The organism is Terrabacter terrae (genome assembly GCF_039529575.1).
Lineage (GTDB): Bacteria > Actinomycetota > Actinomycetes > Actinomycetales > Dermatophilaceae > Terrabacter > Terrabacter terrae.
This window is the reverse complement of sequence record NZ_BAAANB010000021.1, coordinates 1,020,326-1,037,184: the sequence shown is the minus strand read 5'-3', so window position 1 is coordinate 1,037,184 and position 16,859 is coordinate 1,020,326. Positions and strand designations below refer to the sequence as shown.

General features: G+C 71.9%; 14 protein-coding genes. 3 read left to right on the top strand and 11 right to left on the bottom strand.

All coding sequences use genetic code 11. The annotated features are described in order from the left end of the window. Positions 1–58: 58 nt before the first annotated feature. The 6 genes from ABD194_RS14920 to ABD194_RS14895 are packed head-to-tail and all read right to left on the bottom strand — an operon-like array spanning position 59 to position 3,781. The gene (locus tag ABD194_RS14920; RefSeq protein WP_343992721.1) at positions 59–559 is read right to left on the bottom strand and encodes a rod shape-determining protein MreD; all 501 of its coding nucleotides are present in this window, start codon (positions 557–559) and stop codon (positions 59–61) included. Continuing rightward, a complete protein-coding gene (mreC, locus tag ABD194_RS14915; RefSeq protein ID WP_343992719.1) occupies positions 556–1,419 on the bottom strand; it encodes a rod shape-determining protein MreC in 864 nt (287 codons plus the stop codon). Before mreC ends, ABD194_RS14920 begins: the two co-directional genes overlap by 4 nt. A 4-nt stretch (positions 1,420–1,423) precedes the next feature. Then, positions 1,424–2,458: a rod shape-determining protein gene (gene mreB, locus ABD194_RS14910; protein ID WP_425579991.1), complete on the bottom strand. Its 1,035-nt coding sequence runs from the start codon at positions 2,456–2,458 to the stop codon at positions 1,424–1,426. A gap of 18 nt (positions 2,459–2,476) precedes the next feature. Next, the gene (gene ndk / locus ABD194_RS14905) at positions 2,477–2,905 is read right to left on the bottom strand and encodes a nucleoside-diphosphate kinase (protein WP_343992717.1); all 429 of its coding nucleotides are present in this window, start codon (positions 2,903–2,905) and stop codon (positions 2,477–2,479) included. A gap of 20 nt (positions 2,906–2,925) precedes the next feature. Continuing rightward, the gene (locus ABD194_RS14900) at positions 2,926–3,321 is read right to left on the bottom strand and encodes a DUF4233 domain-containing protein (protein ID WP_343992715.1); all 396 of its coding nucleotides are present in this window, start codon (positions 3,319–3,321) and stop codon (positions 2,926–2,928) included. 13 nt (positions 3,322–3,334) lie between these two features. Continuing rightward, positions 3,335–3,781 (bottom strand): hypothetical protein, encoded by a 447-nt coding sequence (locus ABD194_RS14895; RefSeq protein ID WP_343992713.1) that lies wholly within the window; start codon positions 3,779–3,781, stop codon positions 3,335–3,337. Positions 3,782–4,123: 342 nt separating this feature from the next. On the opposite strand from ABD194_RS14895, the gene ABD194_RS14890 reads away from it, so the two are divergent. Then, positions 4,124–5,050 carry a TIGR03560 family F420-dependent LLM class oxidoreductase gene (locus ABD194_RS14890; protein WP_343992711.1) on the top strand — a complete coding sequence of 309 codons (927 nt, stop codon included), beginning with the start codon at positions 4,124–4,126 and terminating at the stop codon, positions 5,048–5,050. 69 nt (positions 5,051–5,119) lie between these two features. On the opposite strand, the gene ABD194_RS14885 is transcribed toward ABD194_RS14890, so the two are convergent. From ABD194_RS14885 to ileS, 3 genes are read right to left on the bottom strand one after another with little or no spacing between them, the layout of a single operon-like run. Next, complete coding sequence (locus tag ABD194_RS14885) at positions 5,120–6,511, bottom strand: bifunctional folylpolyglutamate synthase/dihydrofolate synthase (RefSeq protein ID WP_343992709.1); 1,392 nt, start codon at positions 6,509–6,511, stop codon at positions 5,120–5,122. Further along, positions 6,508–7,095 carry a GNAT family N-acetyltransferase gene (locus tag ABD194_RS14880; RefSeq protein WP_343992707.1) on the bottom strand — a complete coding sequence of 196 codons (588 nt, stop codon included), beginning with the start codon at positions 7,093–7,095 and terminating at the stop codon, positions 6,508–6,510. Before ABD194_RS14880 ends, ABD194_RS14885 begins: the two co-directional genes overlap by 4 nt. Continuing rightward, positions 7,092–10,379, bottom strand: a complete 3,288-nt coding sequence (gene ileS, locus ABD194_RS14875; protein ID WP_343992705.1) for an isoleucine--tRNA ligase — start codon at positions 10,377–10,379, stop codon at positions 7,092–7,094. The genes ABD194_RS14880 and ileS overlap by 4 nt, the downstream gene beginning before the upstream one ends. A gap of 256 nt (positions 10,380–10,635) precedes the next feature. Between ileS and ABD194_RS14870 the strand changes: the two genes are divergently transcribed. Next, a complete protein-coding gene (locus ABD194_RS14870; protein WP_343992703.1) occupies positions 10,636–12,003 on the top strand; it encodes an FAD-binding oxidoreductase in 1,368 nt (455 codons plus the stop codon). A 72-nt stretch (positions 12,004–12,075) separates the two neighbouring features. Beyond that, the gene (locus tag ABD194_RS14865) at positions 12,076–12,609 is read left to right on the top strand and encodes an NUDIX hydrolase family protein (protein ID WP_343992701.1); all 534 of its coding nucleotides are present in this window, start codon (positions 12,076–12,078) and stop codon (positions 12,607–12,609) included. A 357-nt stretch (positions 12,610–12,966) separates the two neighbouring features. On the opposite strand, the gene ABD194_RS14860 is transcribed toward ABD194_RS14865, so the two are convergent. Together ABD194_RS14860 and ABD194_RS14855 are read right to left on the bottom strand one after the other, a co-directional pair. Beyond that, positions 12,967–14,958 carry a TIGR03960 family B12-binding radical SAM protein gene (locus ABD194_RS14860; RefSeq protein ID WP_343992699.1) on the bottom strand — a complete coding sequence of 664 codons (1,992 nt, stop codon included), beginning with the start codon at positions 14,956–14,958 and terminating at the stop codon, positions 12,967–12,969. A gap of 38 nt (positions 14,959–14,996) precedes the next feature. After that, positions 14,997–16,859, bottom strand: a complete 1,863-nt coding sequence (locus ABD194_RS14855; protein WP_343992697.1) for an AMP-dependent synthetase/ligase — start codon at positions 16,857–16,859, stop codon at positions 14,997–14,999.

The window sequence follows — 16,859 nt, the reverse complement described above, 5'->3', positions numbered from 1 at the left end:
GGCCTCGTGCGCCTCGTGCGCCTCGTGCGCCGTCGCGGACCCCCGCCCCGCAGGCCTCTCACCCGAGCCTCCGGCGCACGAGCGCCCGGTCGAGCGCGAGGAGTGCGGGCAGGAGGAGGACTCCCGCAACCGTCGTCGCCGCCACCCTGCGCGCGCCGTCGAGCAGCTCGAGCTCGCCGTCGCCCAGCACCGCGGCGGCGACGTGCGCCGCGAGCACCACGACCGCTGCCACGACCAGCGCGGCCACCGGTCGCAGGGCCGAGCGGGACGCGGGGTTGCGGAAGCACCCGGCGGCCAGGCCGGCGAGCATCAGGACGAGTGCGGTCAGGCCGAGCGGGTGGCCGACGGGAGGGACGAGCTCGACGACCCAGCCGGCGACCAGGCCGGTGAGGGCGCCGTGGTCCGGCCCTCGGAGCACCGCCGTGGCGACGACACCCACGAGGACGAGGTCGGGCAGGGCACCCGGCGGCACGCCGAGTCGCGGCAGCAGCGTGGCCACGAGCAGCGCGGAGACGACGACGTATGCCGTCCGCAGCAGTCCCAGCAGCGTCGGCCTCACCGGGTCCCTCCTGTCGCGGCGACGGCGGTGCGGCTCGACGAGCCCGTCGACGTCGCGGGCCGGGGCGTCGACCGCGACACGGGGACCACGACCGCGACGACGTCGATCGCGTCCGGGTCGACGGCGGGGCGCACCGTCGCCGTGCGCGAGGCCTGGCCCCGGTCGGGGTCGACGTCGGTCACGGTGCCGACGACGACGCCGGCGGCATACGGCGTGTCGTCGACGCTGCCGAGTGTCCGCACGAGGTCTCCGACGACCGGCGTCGCCGGCTGGACGAAGGAGAGCCGGAGCGACCCGCGCGGGCGCGCCTCGGAGTCCCCGGGCGCCGGTGGTGACACGGTGCCGAGCGTCCCGGCCGGCCCGACGCGGACCCCCACCACCGAGCCCGCGCTGCCGAGCACCTGCACGTCACTGGTCCAGGGCGAGACCGCCACCACCCGACCGACGAGGCCGTCGGCGGCCACCACCGTCGAGTCGGCGCGCACCCCGTCGCGCGAGCCCACGTCGAGAGTCACGCTGCGGCCGCCGAGTGGACTCACCTCGGTGGCGACCACGCGCGCCGCCACGACGGTGCGCGCCGCCGCGGGCGCCGAGCGCAGCAGCGCGTCGAGACGGCCGAGCTCGTCCAGGCGGTGCTGCTGCTCGGTGACCACCGCTGACAGCCGGGCGTTCTCGCGCTCGGCCGAGGCCAGGCCGTCGTGGGGTGCACCGGACAGGGCCCGCTGCACCGGCCCGAGGACGAGCCCGCCCGCGCGACGGACACCGTCCGCCACCCCCCAGCCGGCCACGTCGGCGAGCAGGAGCACGAGGGTCAGCGCGGCGAGGACGACGAGCAGGCGGCGGCGGGCGGAGGGCGGCATACGGCTAGAGGCGGTGGTCCCCGACGAGCAGTCGCTCGAGGCCGGCGAAGTCGTCGACGCAGCGGCCGGCGCCGCGGGCGACGGCCCTGAGCGGGTCTTCGGCCACCCGGACCGGCACCCCGAGCTCGTGGCGCATCCGCTCGTCGAGGCCTCGCAGCAGGGCTCCGCCCCCGGTGAGGGTGATGCCCCGGTCGAGGATGTCGCCGGCCAGCTCGGGCGGGCACACGTCGAGGGTGGCGCGGACCAGCTCGATGATCTGGAGCACGGGTCCCTCGATGGCGCGGCGCACCTCCGCCGAGCCGACCTGGACCGTCTTGGGCAGCCCCGTGACGAGGTCGCGGCCGCGCAGGCGGGTGCTCAGCTCCTCGCGGAGCGGGAAGACCGAGCCCACCGCCACCTTGAGGTCCTCGGCGCTGCGCTCGCCGAGGAGCAGGGAGTACTCGCTCTTGACGTGGCTGACGAGCGCCTCGTCGATCTCGTCGCCGGCGACGCGCAACGACCGCGACGTGACGATGCCCCCGAGGCTGATCACCGCGACGTCGGTGGTCCCGCCGCCGATGTCGACCACCATGCTCGCGGCGGTCTCGTGCACGGGCAGCCCGGCGCCGATGGCCGCGGCCATGGGCTCCTCGACCATGTAGACGCGGCGGGCGCCGCACCGGGTCGCGGCGTCCTCGAGCGCGCGGCGCTCGACCCCCGTCACCTCGCTGGGGACGCACAGCACCATGCGGGGCCGGACGAGCCGCGAGGTGCGCACCTGGTCGATGAACCAGCGCAGCATGCGCTCGGTCTCGTCGGCGTCGGAGACGACGCCGTCGCGCAGGGGCCGCACCGCCCGGATGGTGCCCGGCGCCCGGCCGAGCATCTCCTTGGCGCGCGTCCCGGCGGCGAGCAGGCGACCCGACCCGACGTCGACCGCGACGACGGAGGGCTCCTCGACGACCACACCGCGGCCACGCACGTGGATGAGGGTGTTGGCCGTGCCGAGGTCGACCGCCAGGTCACGCCCCGGCGGGCGCAGCCGGGGTCGCGAGGTCATGCCGAGATTGTGCCCCGATCAGGCCGCCAGATCGGGGAACCAGATGCCGATCTCGCGCGTGGCGGACTCGTGGGAGTCGGAACCGTGCACGATGTTCTGCTGGACCTTGGTGCCCCAGTCGCGGCCGAGGTCGCCGCGGATGGTGCCGGGCGCCGCGTCGGTGGGGTTGGTGGCGCCGGCGAGGCTGCGGAAGCCCTTGACGCAGTCCTGGCCCTCGATGACGACCGCCGTGACCGCTCCCGAGCTCATGAACTCGACCAGCGGCTCGTAGAAGGGCTTGCCCTCGTGCTCGGCGTAGTGGGCGGCGAGCTGCTCCCGCGAAGGCGTCAGGATCGACAGGCCCACGAGGCGGTAGCCCTTGGCCTCGATGCGGCGCAGCACCTCTCCGGTGAGGCCGCGGGAGAAACCGTCGGGCTTGACGAGGACGAGAGATCGTTCGGTGGTCACCCGTGCACCCTATCGGCCGGTCACTCCTGCCTCGCCGCGGCTTCGCGCCGAGCCATCTCGGCGTCGATCGGGCCCCCCTTGACGAGGCAGGTGACCCAGAGGGCCAGGAAGAAGAGGCCGACGACGAACATCATCGGGACGACGAGGCCGCTGAGCAGCGTGAGCCCCTGGACGACCCAGCCCAACGTGATCCCCCACGGGCGTCGCATCAGGCCGGCGGCCACGATGCACAGCGCACCGAGGCCGAGGCCGACCCAGAGATGGGCCGTGCTGGCGCCACTGCCCTGGTCGGTCGCCGCCAGGGCGCGCGCCACGAGGGCGCCGAGGAGGATGCAGATGGACTGGCCACCGAGGACGGTGGCCAGCATGCGGAAGGTGAACCTGCCGGTGCGGCCGTAGAAGATGAGAGATCGCATGTGATGGCCTGCCTCAGTAGTCCTGCGTGGTGTCCCAGGTCCGGATGATCGCGCTCGCCTCCGTGGCGCTCGCTCCGGTGGCCTCGGCGTAGAGGCTCGTCGCGTCCTCCCGACGCCCGCCGAGGATCAGCTCGCTGATGCGGGCACGGGCCTCCCTGGTGAGCCGGCCCTCGGTGAAGGACGCGGCCGCGTCGCGCACGCCCGGTCCCCGGCCCGGCACGAACCAGCCGTCCACGGCGCGCTTGGCGTCGGCCAACGGTGCCCCGGTGGCCTCGCGGTAGATCTTGATGGCGTTGATCGTGTGGCCCGCGCTGATCTCGCGGCTGACGCGGGCCCGCACGGTGTCGGTGAGTCCCACGAGCTCCCGGTCCGGGTCCTTGCGTCCCATCACCCGTCCCCAGACGACGACGGCCACCACGACGATGACCAGGATGAGCACGAGCTTCACCAGGGGGTGCATGGGTGCCAGCCTACGGGCGTCGCGTGCGCGCTCCCTCCGTCGGTACGCGCTCCGCGCAAGGGCTGCACGCCGCAGCGTGCGCTCCCGTTGCGAACGCGCCCTCCTGCGCCCCAACGCGCACCTATGCCGCGTGGCGTGATGACTCGTCCCCAACCGCCCTGCCGGACCTGTCCGCCCCGTCTGCCCCGTCCGCCCCGTCCGCCCCGTCCGCCCTGTCCGCCCTGTCCGCCCGACGGGTACGCCGGCACTAGCGTTCGCTGGTCCCTGCACCCGTCCCTCGACCACCAGCGTCATCGCGCCCCCGAGCGTGGCGTGACTCGCGTGACATCCCAGGAGGAAACCTTGCTTCTCGGCCTTCAGCTCATGCCGACCCACCCGGGCGAGCACGGCAACCACGCCGACACCCTGCTGGCCGTGGTCCGCGCCTGCGAGGACGCAGGCCTGGACTCGGTGTGGATGGCCGACCACTTCATGTTCGTCGACGAGGAGAATCCCGACGAGGAGGTGCCGATCCTCGAGTGCTTCGTCACGCTCGGTGCCATGGCTGCCGTGACCGAACGGATCCGCATCGGACAGCTCGTCGTCGGGGCGCCGTACCGCAACCCGGCCCTGCTGGCCAAGGCCTGCACGACGCTCGACGTCATCAGCCACGGGCGGAGCATCATCGGCCTCGGGGCGGCGTGGCACGAGCCGGAGTTCGCCGCCTACGGGTGGCCGTTCCCGCCGCTGCGAGAGCGCTTCGAGATGCTCGAGGAGTCCGTGCAGGTCGTCGACCGGATGCTGACCCAGCGCCCGGCCAGCTTCGCCGGCAGGCACTACACCGTCAGCAAGGCGTACAACGACCCGCGCCCGGTGCAGCAGCCACGACCGCCCGTCCTCATCGGCGGAAGTGGCGAGAAGGTGACGCTCCGGCTCGTCGCCGCCCACGCCGACATGTGCAACGTCGCCGGAGACCCGGCCGAGGTCGAGCGGCTCTTCGGCGTGCTCGCCGCGCACTGCGAAGCCGTCGGGCGGCCGTTCGAGGAGATCACCCGCTGCAACCACGTCTCGATCCTCGTCGCCGCGGACGAGACCGAGCTGGCGGCGAAGCTGGAGCGGCACCCTGACTTCGCCGGCATCGCCGGCACGCCGGACACGGTCGTGGACCGGCTGCGGGAGTACGCGGCGGTGGGATCCGAGTACGTCACCTTCACCCTGCCCGACCCCGACGACCTCGAGGCGATCCACCTTCTCGGCAAGGCCGTCGTCCCGGCTGCCGCCGACCTCTGACCGGACGGCGGCCTGCCGGCCGCAGGGTGAGGCGGCCGGTGGTGCTGCGCGCCACCGGCCGGCTGCCCCTCACACGTCGGTGAGGCCCAGGAGCATGCGCACCTCGGCGGCCGTGATGACCGAACCGGTGGCGATGACGCCGGCGCCCATGCCGTCCGACTCGGCCAGCGTCACGGCCTGCTCCAGCGCATCGGGCAGGTCGCGCACGACGGTCACCCGCGACTCGCCGAAGATCTCCACCGCCAGGGCACCCAGCTGGTCGGGGCGCATCGCACGGGGCGAGGAGCTGCGGGTGATGACGACGTGGTCGAGCACCGGCTCGAGGACCTCGAGCATCCCGGTCGCGTCCTTGTCTGCCACGATCCCGACCAGGCCCACGAGGCGGGTGAAGGCGAACGACTCCTCCAGGGCCGCCACGAGCGAGCGGGCGCCGTGCGGGTTGTGCGCGGCGTCGACGAGGACCGTCGGCGAGCGGCGCACGACCTCGAGCCGCCCGGGCGAGGTCATCGCCGCACACGCCGCGGTGAGGACCTCGGCGTCGATGGGGTGCTCACCCCCTCCCAGGAAGGACTCGACGGCTGCCACGGCGGTGGCGAGGTTGCCCGCTTGGTGCGCCCCGTGGAGCGGCAGGAAGAGGTCGGCATACTCCCCTGCGAGCCCACGCAGGGAGACCTGCTGGCCGCCGATGGCCACCTCGCGAGCGAGGACACCGAACTCGTTGCCCTCGAAGACGATCCGCGAACCGCCCACCTCCTCGACGCGATCCAGCAGGACGCGGGCGACGTCCTCGTCCTGGACGCTGGAGACGGTGACCGAGTCGGCCTTGATGATGCCGCTCTTCTCCTCGGCGATCGACACGACGTCGTTGCCGAGCAGGTTGGTGTGGTCGAGGTCCACGGGCGTGAACACGGCCACCTGCGCGTCGATGACGTTGGTCGCGTCCCAGGAGCCGCCGAGGCCCACCTCGATGATGGCGACGTCGACGGGGGCGTCGGCGAAGGCGGCGTAGGCGACCGCCACGAGCACCTCGAAGAAGTTCATCCGGCGGCCACCGGACTCGAGCGAGCGGGCGTCCACGAGCTCGACGAGGGGCGCCATCTCCTCGTAGGCGGCGATGAACTTGTCGCGCGGGATCGGCTTGCCCGACAAGGTGATCCGCTCACGGATGTCGTGCAGGTGGGGCGAGGTGAAGCGTCCCGTCGACAGCCCGGCCTCGCGCAGGATGGAGTCGATCATCCGGCTGGTCGACGTCTTGCCGTTGGTGCCGGTGAGGTGGATCGAGGGGTAGCTGCGCTGCGGGTCGCCGGCCAGCTCCATCACGGCGCGGATGCGGCCCAGGGACGGGCCGATGTCGTTCTCGGGTGCGCGGGCGAGGATCTCCTCCTCGATCTCGCGCATCCGCTTCATCTCCTCGAGGTTGCGCGCCGCCTCGACGGCGGCGGCGTCGGGTCGCCCGTTCATGCCCGGTCCTCCCCGTCCAGCTCGCGGGCCATCCAGACACTCTCGGGCAGGCCCGAGCCGGGGGTCTCGCGGTGGGTCTCGCTGAAGCCGTGCTTGGCGTAGAAGCGGGCGGCCTGCTGGTTGCCCTCGAGGTAGGACAGGGTGATGCGTCCGTGCTCGGTCTCGACGGCGCGCCGCACCACCGCCTCGAGCAGGCGGGTGCCGATGCCCTTCCCGTGGTGGCCGGGCAGGACGTAGAGCTTCCACAGCACGACGGCGTCGTCCTGGTGACCGTACGTCGCCACCCCGACCACGTCATCGCCCTCGACGGCGACCAGGGTGCGGCCCTTGCGGATCGAGTCGGTGACGACGTCGCTGGTCCACCACTTGGCGAGACCCATGGCGACGTACTCGGGCCCCGCGATGGGCTCGTAGGTCGCCAGCCAGGTGCGGTGACCGACCGACAGCACGCCGGCGAGGTCGTCACCGACCGCGCCGCGCACCACCACCTCCTCCGTGCCTGCGGCGGTCGCGGTCGTCTCGTGCTCGGGGGTCGGGCTCACGTCGGCGGCCTCCAGCTCGTCCTCGCGGTTCGTGGTGCTCATCGCTTCGCCACCAGGATGATCGCCCGGTGGTTGTCGCCGACGACGACGTCGGTCGGCGTACCGGGCAGCCCGGCGGGAAGTGCGTGCTCGAGTCCGGCGGACGCGAACTGCTCCGCGAGGGTCTCGCGGACGATCAGGTCCCGGTGGGTGACCGTGGCCTCGAAGACCTCGGGACCGCCCTGGACCGTGAGGCTGATGCGGTCGCTGACGTGCAGGCCTGCATCACGACGCGCCTGCTGGACCGCCCGGACGAGGTCGCGGGCCAGGCCCTCGGAGGCGAGCTCGGGCGTGACGGCGGTGTCGAGCACGACGAAGCCCCCGGACGGCAGCATGGCCGTGGCCCCCGTCCCTGCGGCCTCCCCCGCCACGACCGTCTCGAGGGCGTACTCCCCCTCGACGAGCGCGAGCCCGCCGGACGTGACGGTGCCGTCAGGCTCGACCGACCAGTCACCGGACTTGCTGCCCTTGATCGCCAGCTGGACGTCTCGGCCGAGGCGCGGGCCGGCCGCCCGGGCGTTGACCGTGAGCCGCTGGCTGACCCCGAAGTCCGACTCGCTCGCCGTCGCGACGTCCACGAGGGTGAGCGCCTTGACGTTGAGCTCGTCCGAGATGATGCCGCGGAACGGCTCCAGGCTCTCGGGCGCCTCGGTGACGACCGTGAGGTCGGCGAGCGGCAGACGCGCCCGCAGGGCCCTGGCCTTGCGCAGGCTGGACCCCGTCGAGCAGACCTCGCGGGCCCGGTCCATGGCCACGACGAGCTCGCGGTCGGCCGGCAGGTCGTCCACGCTCGGGTAGTCGGTGAGGTGCACCGAACGACCACCCGTCAGCCCGCGCCAGATCTCCTCGGTGACGAGCGGCAGCAGCGGCGCGATCGCGCGCGTCACCGTCTCCAGCGCCGTCCACAACGTGTCGAACGCGGCGAGGGACTCCTCGCTCTCGCCGCCCCAGAAGCGGTCGCGCGAGCGGCGGATGTACCAGTTGGTCAGCACGTCGAGGAAGCCGCGCATCGTGTCGCACGCGGCGGCGATCTCGTAGGCGTCGAGCTGCTCGGTCATGTCGCCGACGAACTCGCGCAGCTTGGCGAGCAGGTAGCGGTCGAGCACGTTCGAGGAGGTCGTGGAGCGCTTCGCGTCGTAGCCCTGCCCGCCCCGCGCGGTGTTGGCGTACAGCGAGAAGAAGGACCACGCGTTCCACAGCGGGATCATCACCTGGCGCACGCCGTCACGGATGCCCTGCTCCGTGACGATGAGGTTGCCGCCGCGCAGGATGGGGCTGCTCATGAGGAACCAGCGCATCGCGTCGGCGCCGTCGCGGTCGAAGACCTCGGAGACGTCCGGGTAGTTGCGCAGCGACTTGCTCATCTTCTGCCCGTCCGAGCCCAGCACGATGCCGTGGCTGACGCACGTCTTGAACGCGGGCCGGTCGAACAGGGCCGTGGCGAGGATGTGCATCGTGTAGAACCAGCCGCGGGTCTGTCCGATGTACTCGACGATGAAGTCACCGGGGAAGTGGTGCTCGAACCACTCGGCGTTCTCGAACGGGTAGTGCACCTGCGCGAAGCTCATCGAGCCGGAGTCGAACCACACGTCGAGGACGTCCTCGACGCGGCGCATGGTCGATCGGCCCGACGGGTCGTCCGGATTGGGCCGCGTGAGGCTGTCGATGAACGGACGGTGCAGGTCGGTGACCTCGACGCCGAAGTCCCGCTCGAGCTCCTCGAACGAGCCGTAGACGTCGACGCGCGGGAACTCCGGGTTGTCCGACTTCCACACCGGGATCGGGCTGCCCCAGAAGCGGTTGCGCGAGATGGACCAGTCACGGGCGTTGGCCAGCCACTTGCCGAACTGGCCGTCCTTGATGTGCGACGGCGTCCACTCGATCTGCTGGTTGAGCTCGAGCATCCGCTCCTTGATCTTGGTGACCTCGACGAACCACGACGAGACCGCCATGTAGATGAGTGGCTCGCGGCAGCGCCAGCAGTGCGGGTAGCTGTGGTCGTAGGTCTCGCGGCGCAGCAGCACCGTGCCGGGCGTCACCGAGCCCGTCTCGCCCTCGCCGCGGGTGGCCGCCTTGAGGTGGTCGATGATGTGGGCGTTGGCGTCGAAGACGTGCATGCCCTCGTAGTCGGTCACCGGCCAGAGGAAGCGGCCGTCGGCGCCGACGGGCACGACCGGCTCGATGCCGGCCGCGTCGGTGACGATCTTGTCCTCCTCACCGAAGGCTCCGGCGGTGTGGACCAGCCCGGTGCCGTCCTCGGTCGTGACGAACTCGGCCGGGAAGACGCGGTGCGCGCGCTCGTGCCCGACGTAGTAGGAGAACGGCGGAGTGAACGCCCGGCCGAGCAGGTCGCTGCCCTTGAGCCGCTCGACGACGCGCTCGTCGAGCGTGGCGGGGTCGACGTCCGCGCCGAAGAGCTCCTTGGCGTATGCCGCGAGGCGGGCCTCGCCGACGACGTAGCGCTCCGTCGTGCCCGTGACGTCGGACTCGACGACGACGTAGTCGATGTCGGGGCCGACCATGATGCCGAGGTTGGCCGGGAGGGTCCACGGCGTCGTCGTCCACACGAGGGCCAGCTCGCCGGTCTCGAGGCGCAGGCCGACCGTGACGGCGGGGTCCCGGCGCATCTTGTAGACGTCGTCGTCCATGCGCAGCTCGTGGTTGGACAGTGGGGTCTGGTCGTTCCAGCAGTAGGGCAGCACCCGGAAGCCCTCGTAGACCAGGCCCTTGTCGTGCAGCTGCTTGAACGCCCAGATCACCGACTCCATGTAGTCCGGCTCGAGCGTCTTGTAGTCGTGGTCGAAGTCGACCCAGCGGGCCTGGCGGGTGACGTAGTCGCGCCACTCGCCGGTGTACTTCAGCACCGAGCTGCGGCAGGCGTCGTTGAACTTGTCGATGCCGAGCTCGACGACGTCCTGCTTGGTCTTGAGGCCGAGCTGGCGCTGCGCCTCGAGCTCGGCGGGCAGGCCGTGGGTGTCCCAGCCGAAGCGACGTTCGACGCGCCTGCCGCGCATCGTCTGGTAGCGCGGGACGATGTCCTTGACGTAGCCGGTGAGCAGGTGGCCGTAGTGCGGCAGGCCGTTGGCGAACGGGGGCCCGTCGTAGAAGACGAACTCGTTGTCCCCGTCGGTGCCGGCATCCCGGCCCTCGACGGAGGCGAGGAAGGTGCCGTCCTCGTCCCAGTACTTCAGCACGCGCTGCTCGATCTCGGGGAAGCGCGGGTTGGACGGCACGCCCGCCGCGGACTGGGCGGCGTCGTCGTTCGTGGTGACCTTGGGATAGGTCATGCTCGTGGTCTCCTGCGTTCGCGTCTGTTGGTCACTCGCCTGCACGAGGACGACGTCTCCTGCCGGAGGTTGCCGCGGTACCACCCCGTTTGCCGCACGCACGCGCCCGTGGGGGCTGACGGCATACGACCTCTCTTGTCCGAGGCTGTGACGGGCCCACCCGTCCGGGTCTAGTGGGAGCTCGCGCTCTGTTCTTCCGGAGGCTCGCCGCTGATGACGGCTCGAACGCCTGTGGCCGTCAGTCTAGCCTGAGCCCGTGCCCACCCTGCCCCAGCGCGTTGTCCCTCGCGCCGTCGCGGACCCCGACGTCCGCCTCTCGTATGCCGTCGACGCCTCGGTCACCCGAACGGCCTCCCCCACCGACTTCGAGGTCGTGCGCGCCCGGGACGTCGACGACGTGGTGGCCGTGCTCGAGCACGCCCAGGCCACGCGCACACCGGTGGTGCCGCAGGGCGCGCGCACGTCGCGCGCCGGCGGGGCGAGGGCCTCCGAGGGCTGCATCGTGCTCAACGTGGAGGCGCTCGACGCGATCCACGACGTCGACGAGCTCGAGGGGTATGCCGTCGTGGGCCCGGGCGTGGTCAATGCGGACCTCAAGCGCGCAGCCGCCTCGGCGGGGCTCTTCTACGGACCCGACCCCGCGTCGTGGGAGACGTGCACGATCGGCGGCAACGTCGCGACCAATGCCGGGGGCCTCTGCTGCGTCAAGTACGGCGTGACGTCCGACTGGGTCAAGGCGCTGCAGGTCGCGCTGCCCGGCGGCGAGCTGATGCGGACCGGCCACCGGACCGCCAAGGGGGTGGCGGGCTACGACCTGACCGGGCTCTTCGTCGGGTCGGAGGGCACCCTCGGTGTCGTCACGGAGGCGGTGCTGCGTCTCGAGCCGGCCCCCGACGCGGCCCTGACGGCCCTCGCCGTGTTCGACTCCCTCGACGCCGCGGTGGCCGGCATCGTGGCGCTGCGCCGGGACGCGCACCGGCCGTGCCTGCTCGAGATCATCGACCGCTCGAGCGTGCTCGCCATCCAGTCCTTCGGCGACTTCGGATTCCCGGACGACTGCGCCGCCGTGCTGCTGGTGCAGTCCGACCGCCCGGGACACGTTGCCGAGGACGTCGCGCGGTATGCCGCCCTGCTGGCCTCGGCAGGGGCCGTCGACGTCGCGGTGGCCGACGACGCGCAGGAGTCCGAGGCGCTGCTTGCGGGACGCCGCGTGATGAGCACCGCGTTCGAGGCGATGGGCGCGCGCCTGGCCGAGGACGTCTGCGTGCCGATCGGACGGCTCGCCGACTTCGTCCGCGGGGTCGAGGCCATCGCCGAGCGGCGCTCGGTGCTCATCCCGGTCAGCGGCCATGCCGGCGACGGCAACCTGCACCCGTCGATCGTGCACGATCCATCTGACGCCGACAGCGTGGATCGCGCCTGGCAGGCCTTCGGGGACGTGATGGAGCTCGGACTCTCGGTCGGCGGCACGATCACCGGCGAGCACGGGGTCGGCTCGGTCAAGCTGCCCTGGCTGGGGCTCGAGCTCGGGCCGGCCGAGCTGGCGAGGCAGCGCCGGCTCAAGGCCGTCTTCGACCCGCTGGAAATCATGAACCCGGGGAAGGTCTTCGCCGTCGAGGCGTGAGTCGCCCAGCCGCAGGCGCACCGTCCGTGGACCGGCGGTCCCCGGCCTCCGGTCGTTTGGCAGGATGACGGCATGAGCGAAGTGGACACGGCAGGTGCGTGGCTGAGCCCCGAGGACCTCGACAGCGCCCGGGACCGGCTGCCGATCCTCTACGTCCACGCGATCCCGGTACGGGTGGACGACCGCGGGACCGTCACGCACCTGGGCCTGCTGCTGCGCGCCGACAGCGACGGCGGCATCGGGCAGGAGGTCGTCGGCGGGCGGGTGCTCTACCACGAGCGCATCCGGGACGCGCTCGTCCGGCACGTCGAGAGCGACCTCGGGCCGATGGCCCTGCCGCGCATCCCCCTGTCGCCGCAGCCGTTCACGGTGGCCGAGTTCTTCCCGACGCCGGGCGTCACCCCCTTCCACGACCCGCGCCAGCACGCCGTTTCGCTGGCCTTCGTCGTCCCCGTCATGGGGGACTGCCGACCGCAGCAGGATGCCCTCGACCTGTCGTGGGTCACTCCCGAGGAGGCTGCCTCGACGGCGTTCCGCGGTGAGATGCCGGGCTCGCACGGGGTGCTCGTGCGCCAGGCGCTGGCCCACGTCGGCTTCCCCGTCTGACGCAGCCCTTCCCGGGCGCCAGACCCCTGCGGGCCCCGCCCGGAACTTCGAGGGCATAACGGACGCGTTCGGGGAATCGGCAGCGTGGCGCCCGCCTCAGCGCCTAGCGTCGACTGTGAGCGCTGGTCGACTCGGCACCGCAGCATCCGGGACTGCGGATGCCTCTGGCGGGACCCGTCACGGGATCGACACCGGCGAAACGGTGTCGACCCCCGACGTCTCCCCAATGAGGCTCCCCCGGTTGCGGCAGGCCGATCCCGCACCCACCGGACGCCGTATGTCGCTCCCCCCTCCCCCGGCCAGGCGGCATACGGCCCCGGGGTGCGGCTCAGAAGTGGTCGACAGCGGCGGTGGGCGTCAGTGCTGGTGCTCGAGGAGCTCCTGTCGACCCGAACCGAGCACGGTGAGGGGCAGCAGCGTCTTGCCGGTGGGGCCGATCTCGATCTCCGTGCCCATCTGCGGGCAGACACCGCAGTCGAAGCACGGGGTCCAGCGGCAGTCGTCGACCTCGGTCTCATCGAGGGCGTCCTGCCAGTCCTCCCACAGCCAGTCCTTGTCGAGGCCGGAGTCGAGGTGGTCCCACGGCAGCACCTCCGACTCGCCGCGCTCGCGGGTGGTGTACCAGGCGACGTCGACCGGCAGGTCGGCGAGCGCCTCGGCGGCGCAGCGCATCCACCGCTCGTAGGAGAAGTGCTCGCTCCAGCCGTCGAAACGGCCACCGTCGCGCCAGACCGCCTCGATGACCCGGCCGACGCGACGGTCGCCGCGGGAGAGCAGGCCCTCCACCAGACCGGGCTGGCCGTCGTGGTAGCGGAAGCCGATCGAGGAGCCGTAGCGCTTGTCGGCGCGGATCGCCTCACGCAGCTTGAGCAGCCGCGCGTCGGTCTCCTCGACCCCGAGCTGCGCGCACCACTGGAACGGGGTGTGCGGCTTGGGCACGAACCCGCCGATCGAGACGGTGCAGCGGATGTCGCGGCGGCCGGAGACCTGGCGACCCGTCTCGATGACGCGCTTGGCCAGCTCGGCGATCTGCAGCACGTCCTCGTCGGTCTCGGTGGGCAGGCCGCACATGAAGTAGAGCTTGACCTGCCGCCAGCCGGCGCCGTAGGCCGCGGCGACGGTGTTGATGAGGTCCTCCTCGGACACCATCTTGTTGATGACCTTGCGGATGCGCTCGGAGCCGCCCTCGGGGGCGAACGTCAGGCCGGAGCGGCGACCGTTGCGGGTCAGCTCGTTCGCGAGGTCGATGTTGAACGCGTCGACGCGGGTGGAGGGTAGCGAGAGTCCCGTCTGGGTGCCCTCGTAGCGGTCGGCGAGGCCCTTGGTGAGGTCTGCGATCTCGGAGTGGTCGGCCGAGCTCAGCGAGAGCAGGCCCACCTCCTCGAACCCGGTGGCGGCCAGGCCGCGCTCGACCATCTCGCCGATGCCGGTGAGCGAGCGCTCGCGCACCGGGCGGGTGATCATGCCCGCCTGGCAGAACCGGCAGCCGCGGGTGCAGCCGCGGAAGATCTCGACCGACATGCGCTCGTGCACCGACTCGGCGAGCGGCACGAGCGGCTGCTTGGGGTAGGGCCAGGCGTCGAGGTCCATGACGGTGTGCTTGGCGACGCGCCACGGCACGCCCGGGGCGTCGCCGGAGGGCGCCACGCGCTGGATGCGCCCGTCGGGCAGGTAGGACACGTCGTAGAACGCCGGCACGTAGACGCCGCCGGTGCGGGCCAGGCGCAGCAGCAGCTCACGGCGACCACCGGGGCGGCCCTCTGCCTTCCACTCCCCCACGATGTCGGTGACCGTCAGGACGGCCTGCTCGCCGTCGCCGACGATGGCGGCGTCGATGAACGAGGCGATCGGCTCGGGGTTGAAGGCCGCGTGGCCGCCGGCGATGACGATCGGGTCGTCGACGTCGCGGTCGGCCGCGTGGAGCGGGATGCCGGCGAGGTCCAGCGCCGTGAGCATGTTGGTGTAGCCGAGCTCGGTCGAGAAGCTGAGCCCGAAGAGGTCGAAGTCGCGCACCGAGCGGTGCCCGTCGACCGTGAACTGCGGGAGGCCCGCCTCGCGCAGCTGCGCCTCCATGTCGGGCCACACGGCATACGTGCGCTCCGCGAGGGCGTCCTCGCGCTCGTTGAGGACCTCGTAGAGGATCATGACGCCCTGGTTGGGCACCCCGACCTCGTACGCGTCGGGGTACATCAGCGCCCAGCGCGTCGTCAGCTCCTCGCCGGCAGGGCCGTGACCCCCGACGTTCCAGTCCTTGACCGTCGAGTTGAGCTCGCCGCCGACGTACTGGATGGGCTTGTTGACCCGCTCCAGCAGGGGCTCGAGGGCGTTGAACAGTGACTCACCGGGCATCCCGTCATGGTACGTGCGGCCCCGGCGGACGCGAAAACTCAGGCGCCCTCATACATGGCATCGAGCTCGGCGCGGTGCTTCTCGGTGACCGCCTTGCGGCGCAGCTTCATGCTCGGCGTCAGGTCACCCGCCTCGACCGTGAGGTCCTCGGGCAGGATCGTGAACTTCTTGATCGTCTCCCACCGGTTGAGGCCGGCGTTGAGCTTGTCGACGTAGCCCTGCACCAGCGCCCTCGCCTGGGGCGAGGACACGACCTCGGCGTACGACCGGCCCTCGAGTCCCGCCGTCGGGGCCCACGCGGCCACGGCGTCCGGGTCGAGCGTCACGAGCGCCGTGGCGTAGTTGTGGCCGGCACCGTGGACGAGGAACTGGCTGACGAACGGGCACAGCCCCTTGAAGCGCGCCTCGATCTCGGCCGGCGCGACGTACTTGCCGCCGGAGGTCTTGAAGACGTCCTTCTTGCGGTCGGTGACGTAGAGGAAGCCGCGCTCGTCCATGCGCCCGATGTCGCCGGTGTGGAACCACCCGTCCTCGGTGAGCACCTCCGCCGTGGCCTCGGGGTTGCCGTGGTAGCCGCGCATGACGCCCGGACCCCGGACGAGGATCTCGCCGTCCTCCTCGGCGATGCGGACCTCGGTGCCCGGCAGCGGCCAGCCGACCGAGCCGTACTCGTACGCGCCGTGGTCGGGTGAGTTGACGGTGGTCCCCGAGGAGGTCTCGGTCAGGCCGTAGCCCTCCTGCACGAGCAGCCCCACCGAGCCGAACCACCGGGCCACCTCGGCGTTCAGGGGGGCAGATCCGCTGATCATGAAGCGCACGCGGCCACCAAAGCGGTCCTTCACCTTCTGCAGGACGAGCCGGTCCGCGAGCGCGTGCTTGCCGCGGAGCAGGGCCGGGGCCTGCTCACCGCGAGCCAGGACGTCGCGCATCTCGCCGCCGACGCCCAGGGCCCAGTCGATCAGGCGCTTCTTGAGGCCGGTCTCGCCGGCGAACATCAGCGCGATCCTCCCGTGCGCCTTCTCGAAGATGCGCGGTGGGCCGGCCATGAAGGTGGGCTTGATGACCGCCATGTTGTCGACGATCTTGTCGATGCGCCCGTCGACCGCCGTCGGGAAGCCGATCTGCAGGCCCGTGGCGACGAGCATCTTGCCGAAGACGTGCGAGAGCGGCAGCCACAGGAACTGCAGGTCGTCCCGCGTGAAGGTGCCGAGCGCGTCGATGACCGCGCCCTCGTAGACGACACTGTCCTGCACGAGGCGCACCCCCTTGGGGCGGCCGGTCGTGCCGGAGGTGTAGATGACGACGGCCAGGTGCTCAGGGCCGAGCTGGTCGATGCGCGAGTCGACGAGGTCGGGCGTCTCGGCCAGCCACTCGCGCCCGCGCCGCGCGAGCTCGTCGGTCGTGATGACCCAGCCGTCGTCGCTGCCCGGGCCGGAGAGGGCGACGACCTGGCGGACGTCCGGCACCTGTGAGCGCACGCGCTGGAGCTTGGCGACCTGCTCCTCGTCCTCGGCGAAGACGATGCCGCTGCCCGAGTCGGACAGGATGTAGGCGACGTCCTCGGCGATGGTCGTCGGGTAGACGGTGGTCGTGGCGCCGCCGGCGCAGATGACGGCCAGGTCCGCGAGGACCCACTCGACGCGTGTCGTGGACGCGATGGCGACGCGGTCCTCGAGCTGCACCCCCAGGCTGATCAGTCCCGCGGCCCACTGCTCGACGACCTCGTGCGTCTGCTCCCACGTCAGGGTCGTCAGCTCGGCGGCCCCGTCCTCGAAGTAGAGGTAGGCCGGCGCGTCGGGTGTGGCCCGCACCCGGTTCCGGAAGAGCGCGCCCACGCTGGGGGCGCGCCCGTCGAGGACCTCCTGGTCGACGGTGCGGTCGGCGAGTGCCTGGCGGGGCAT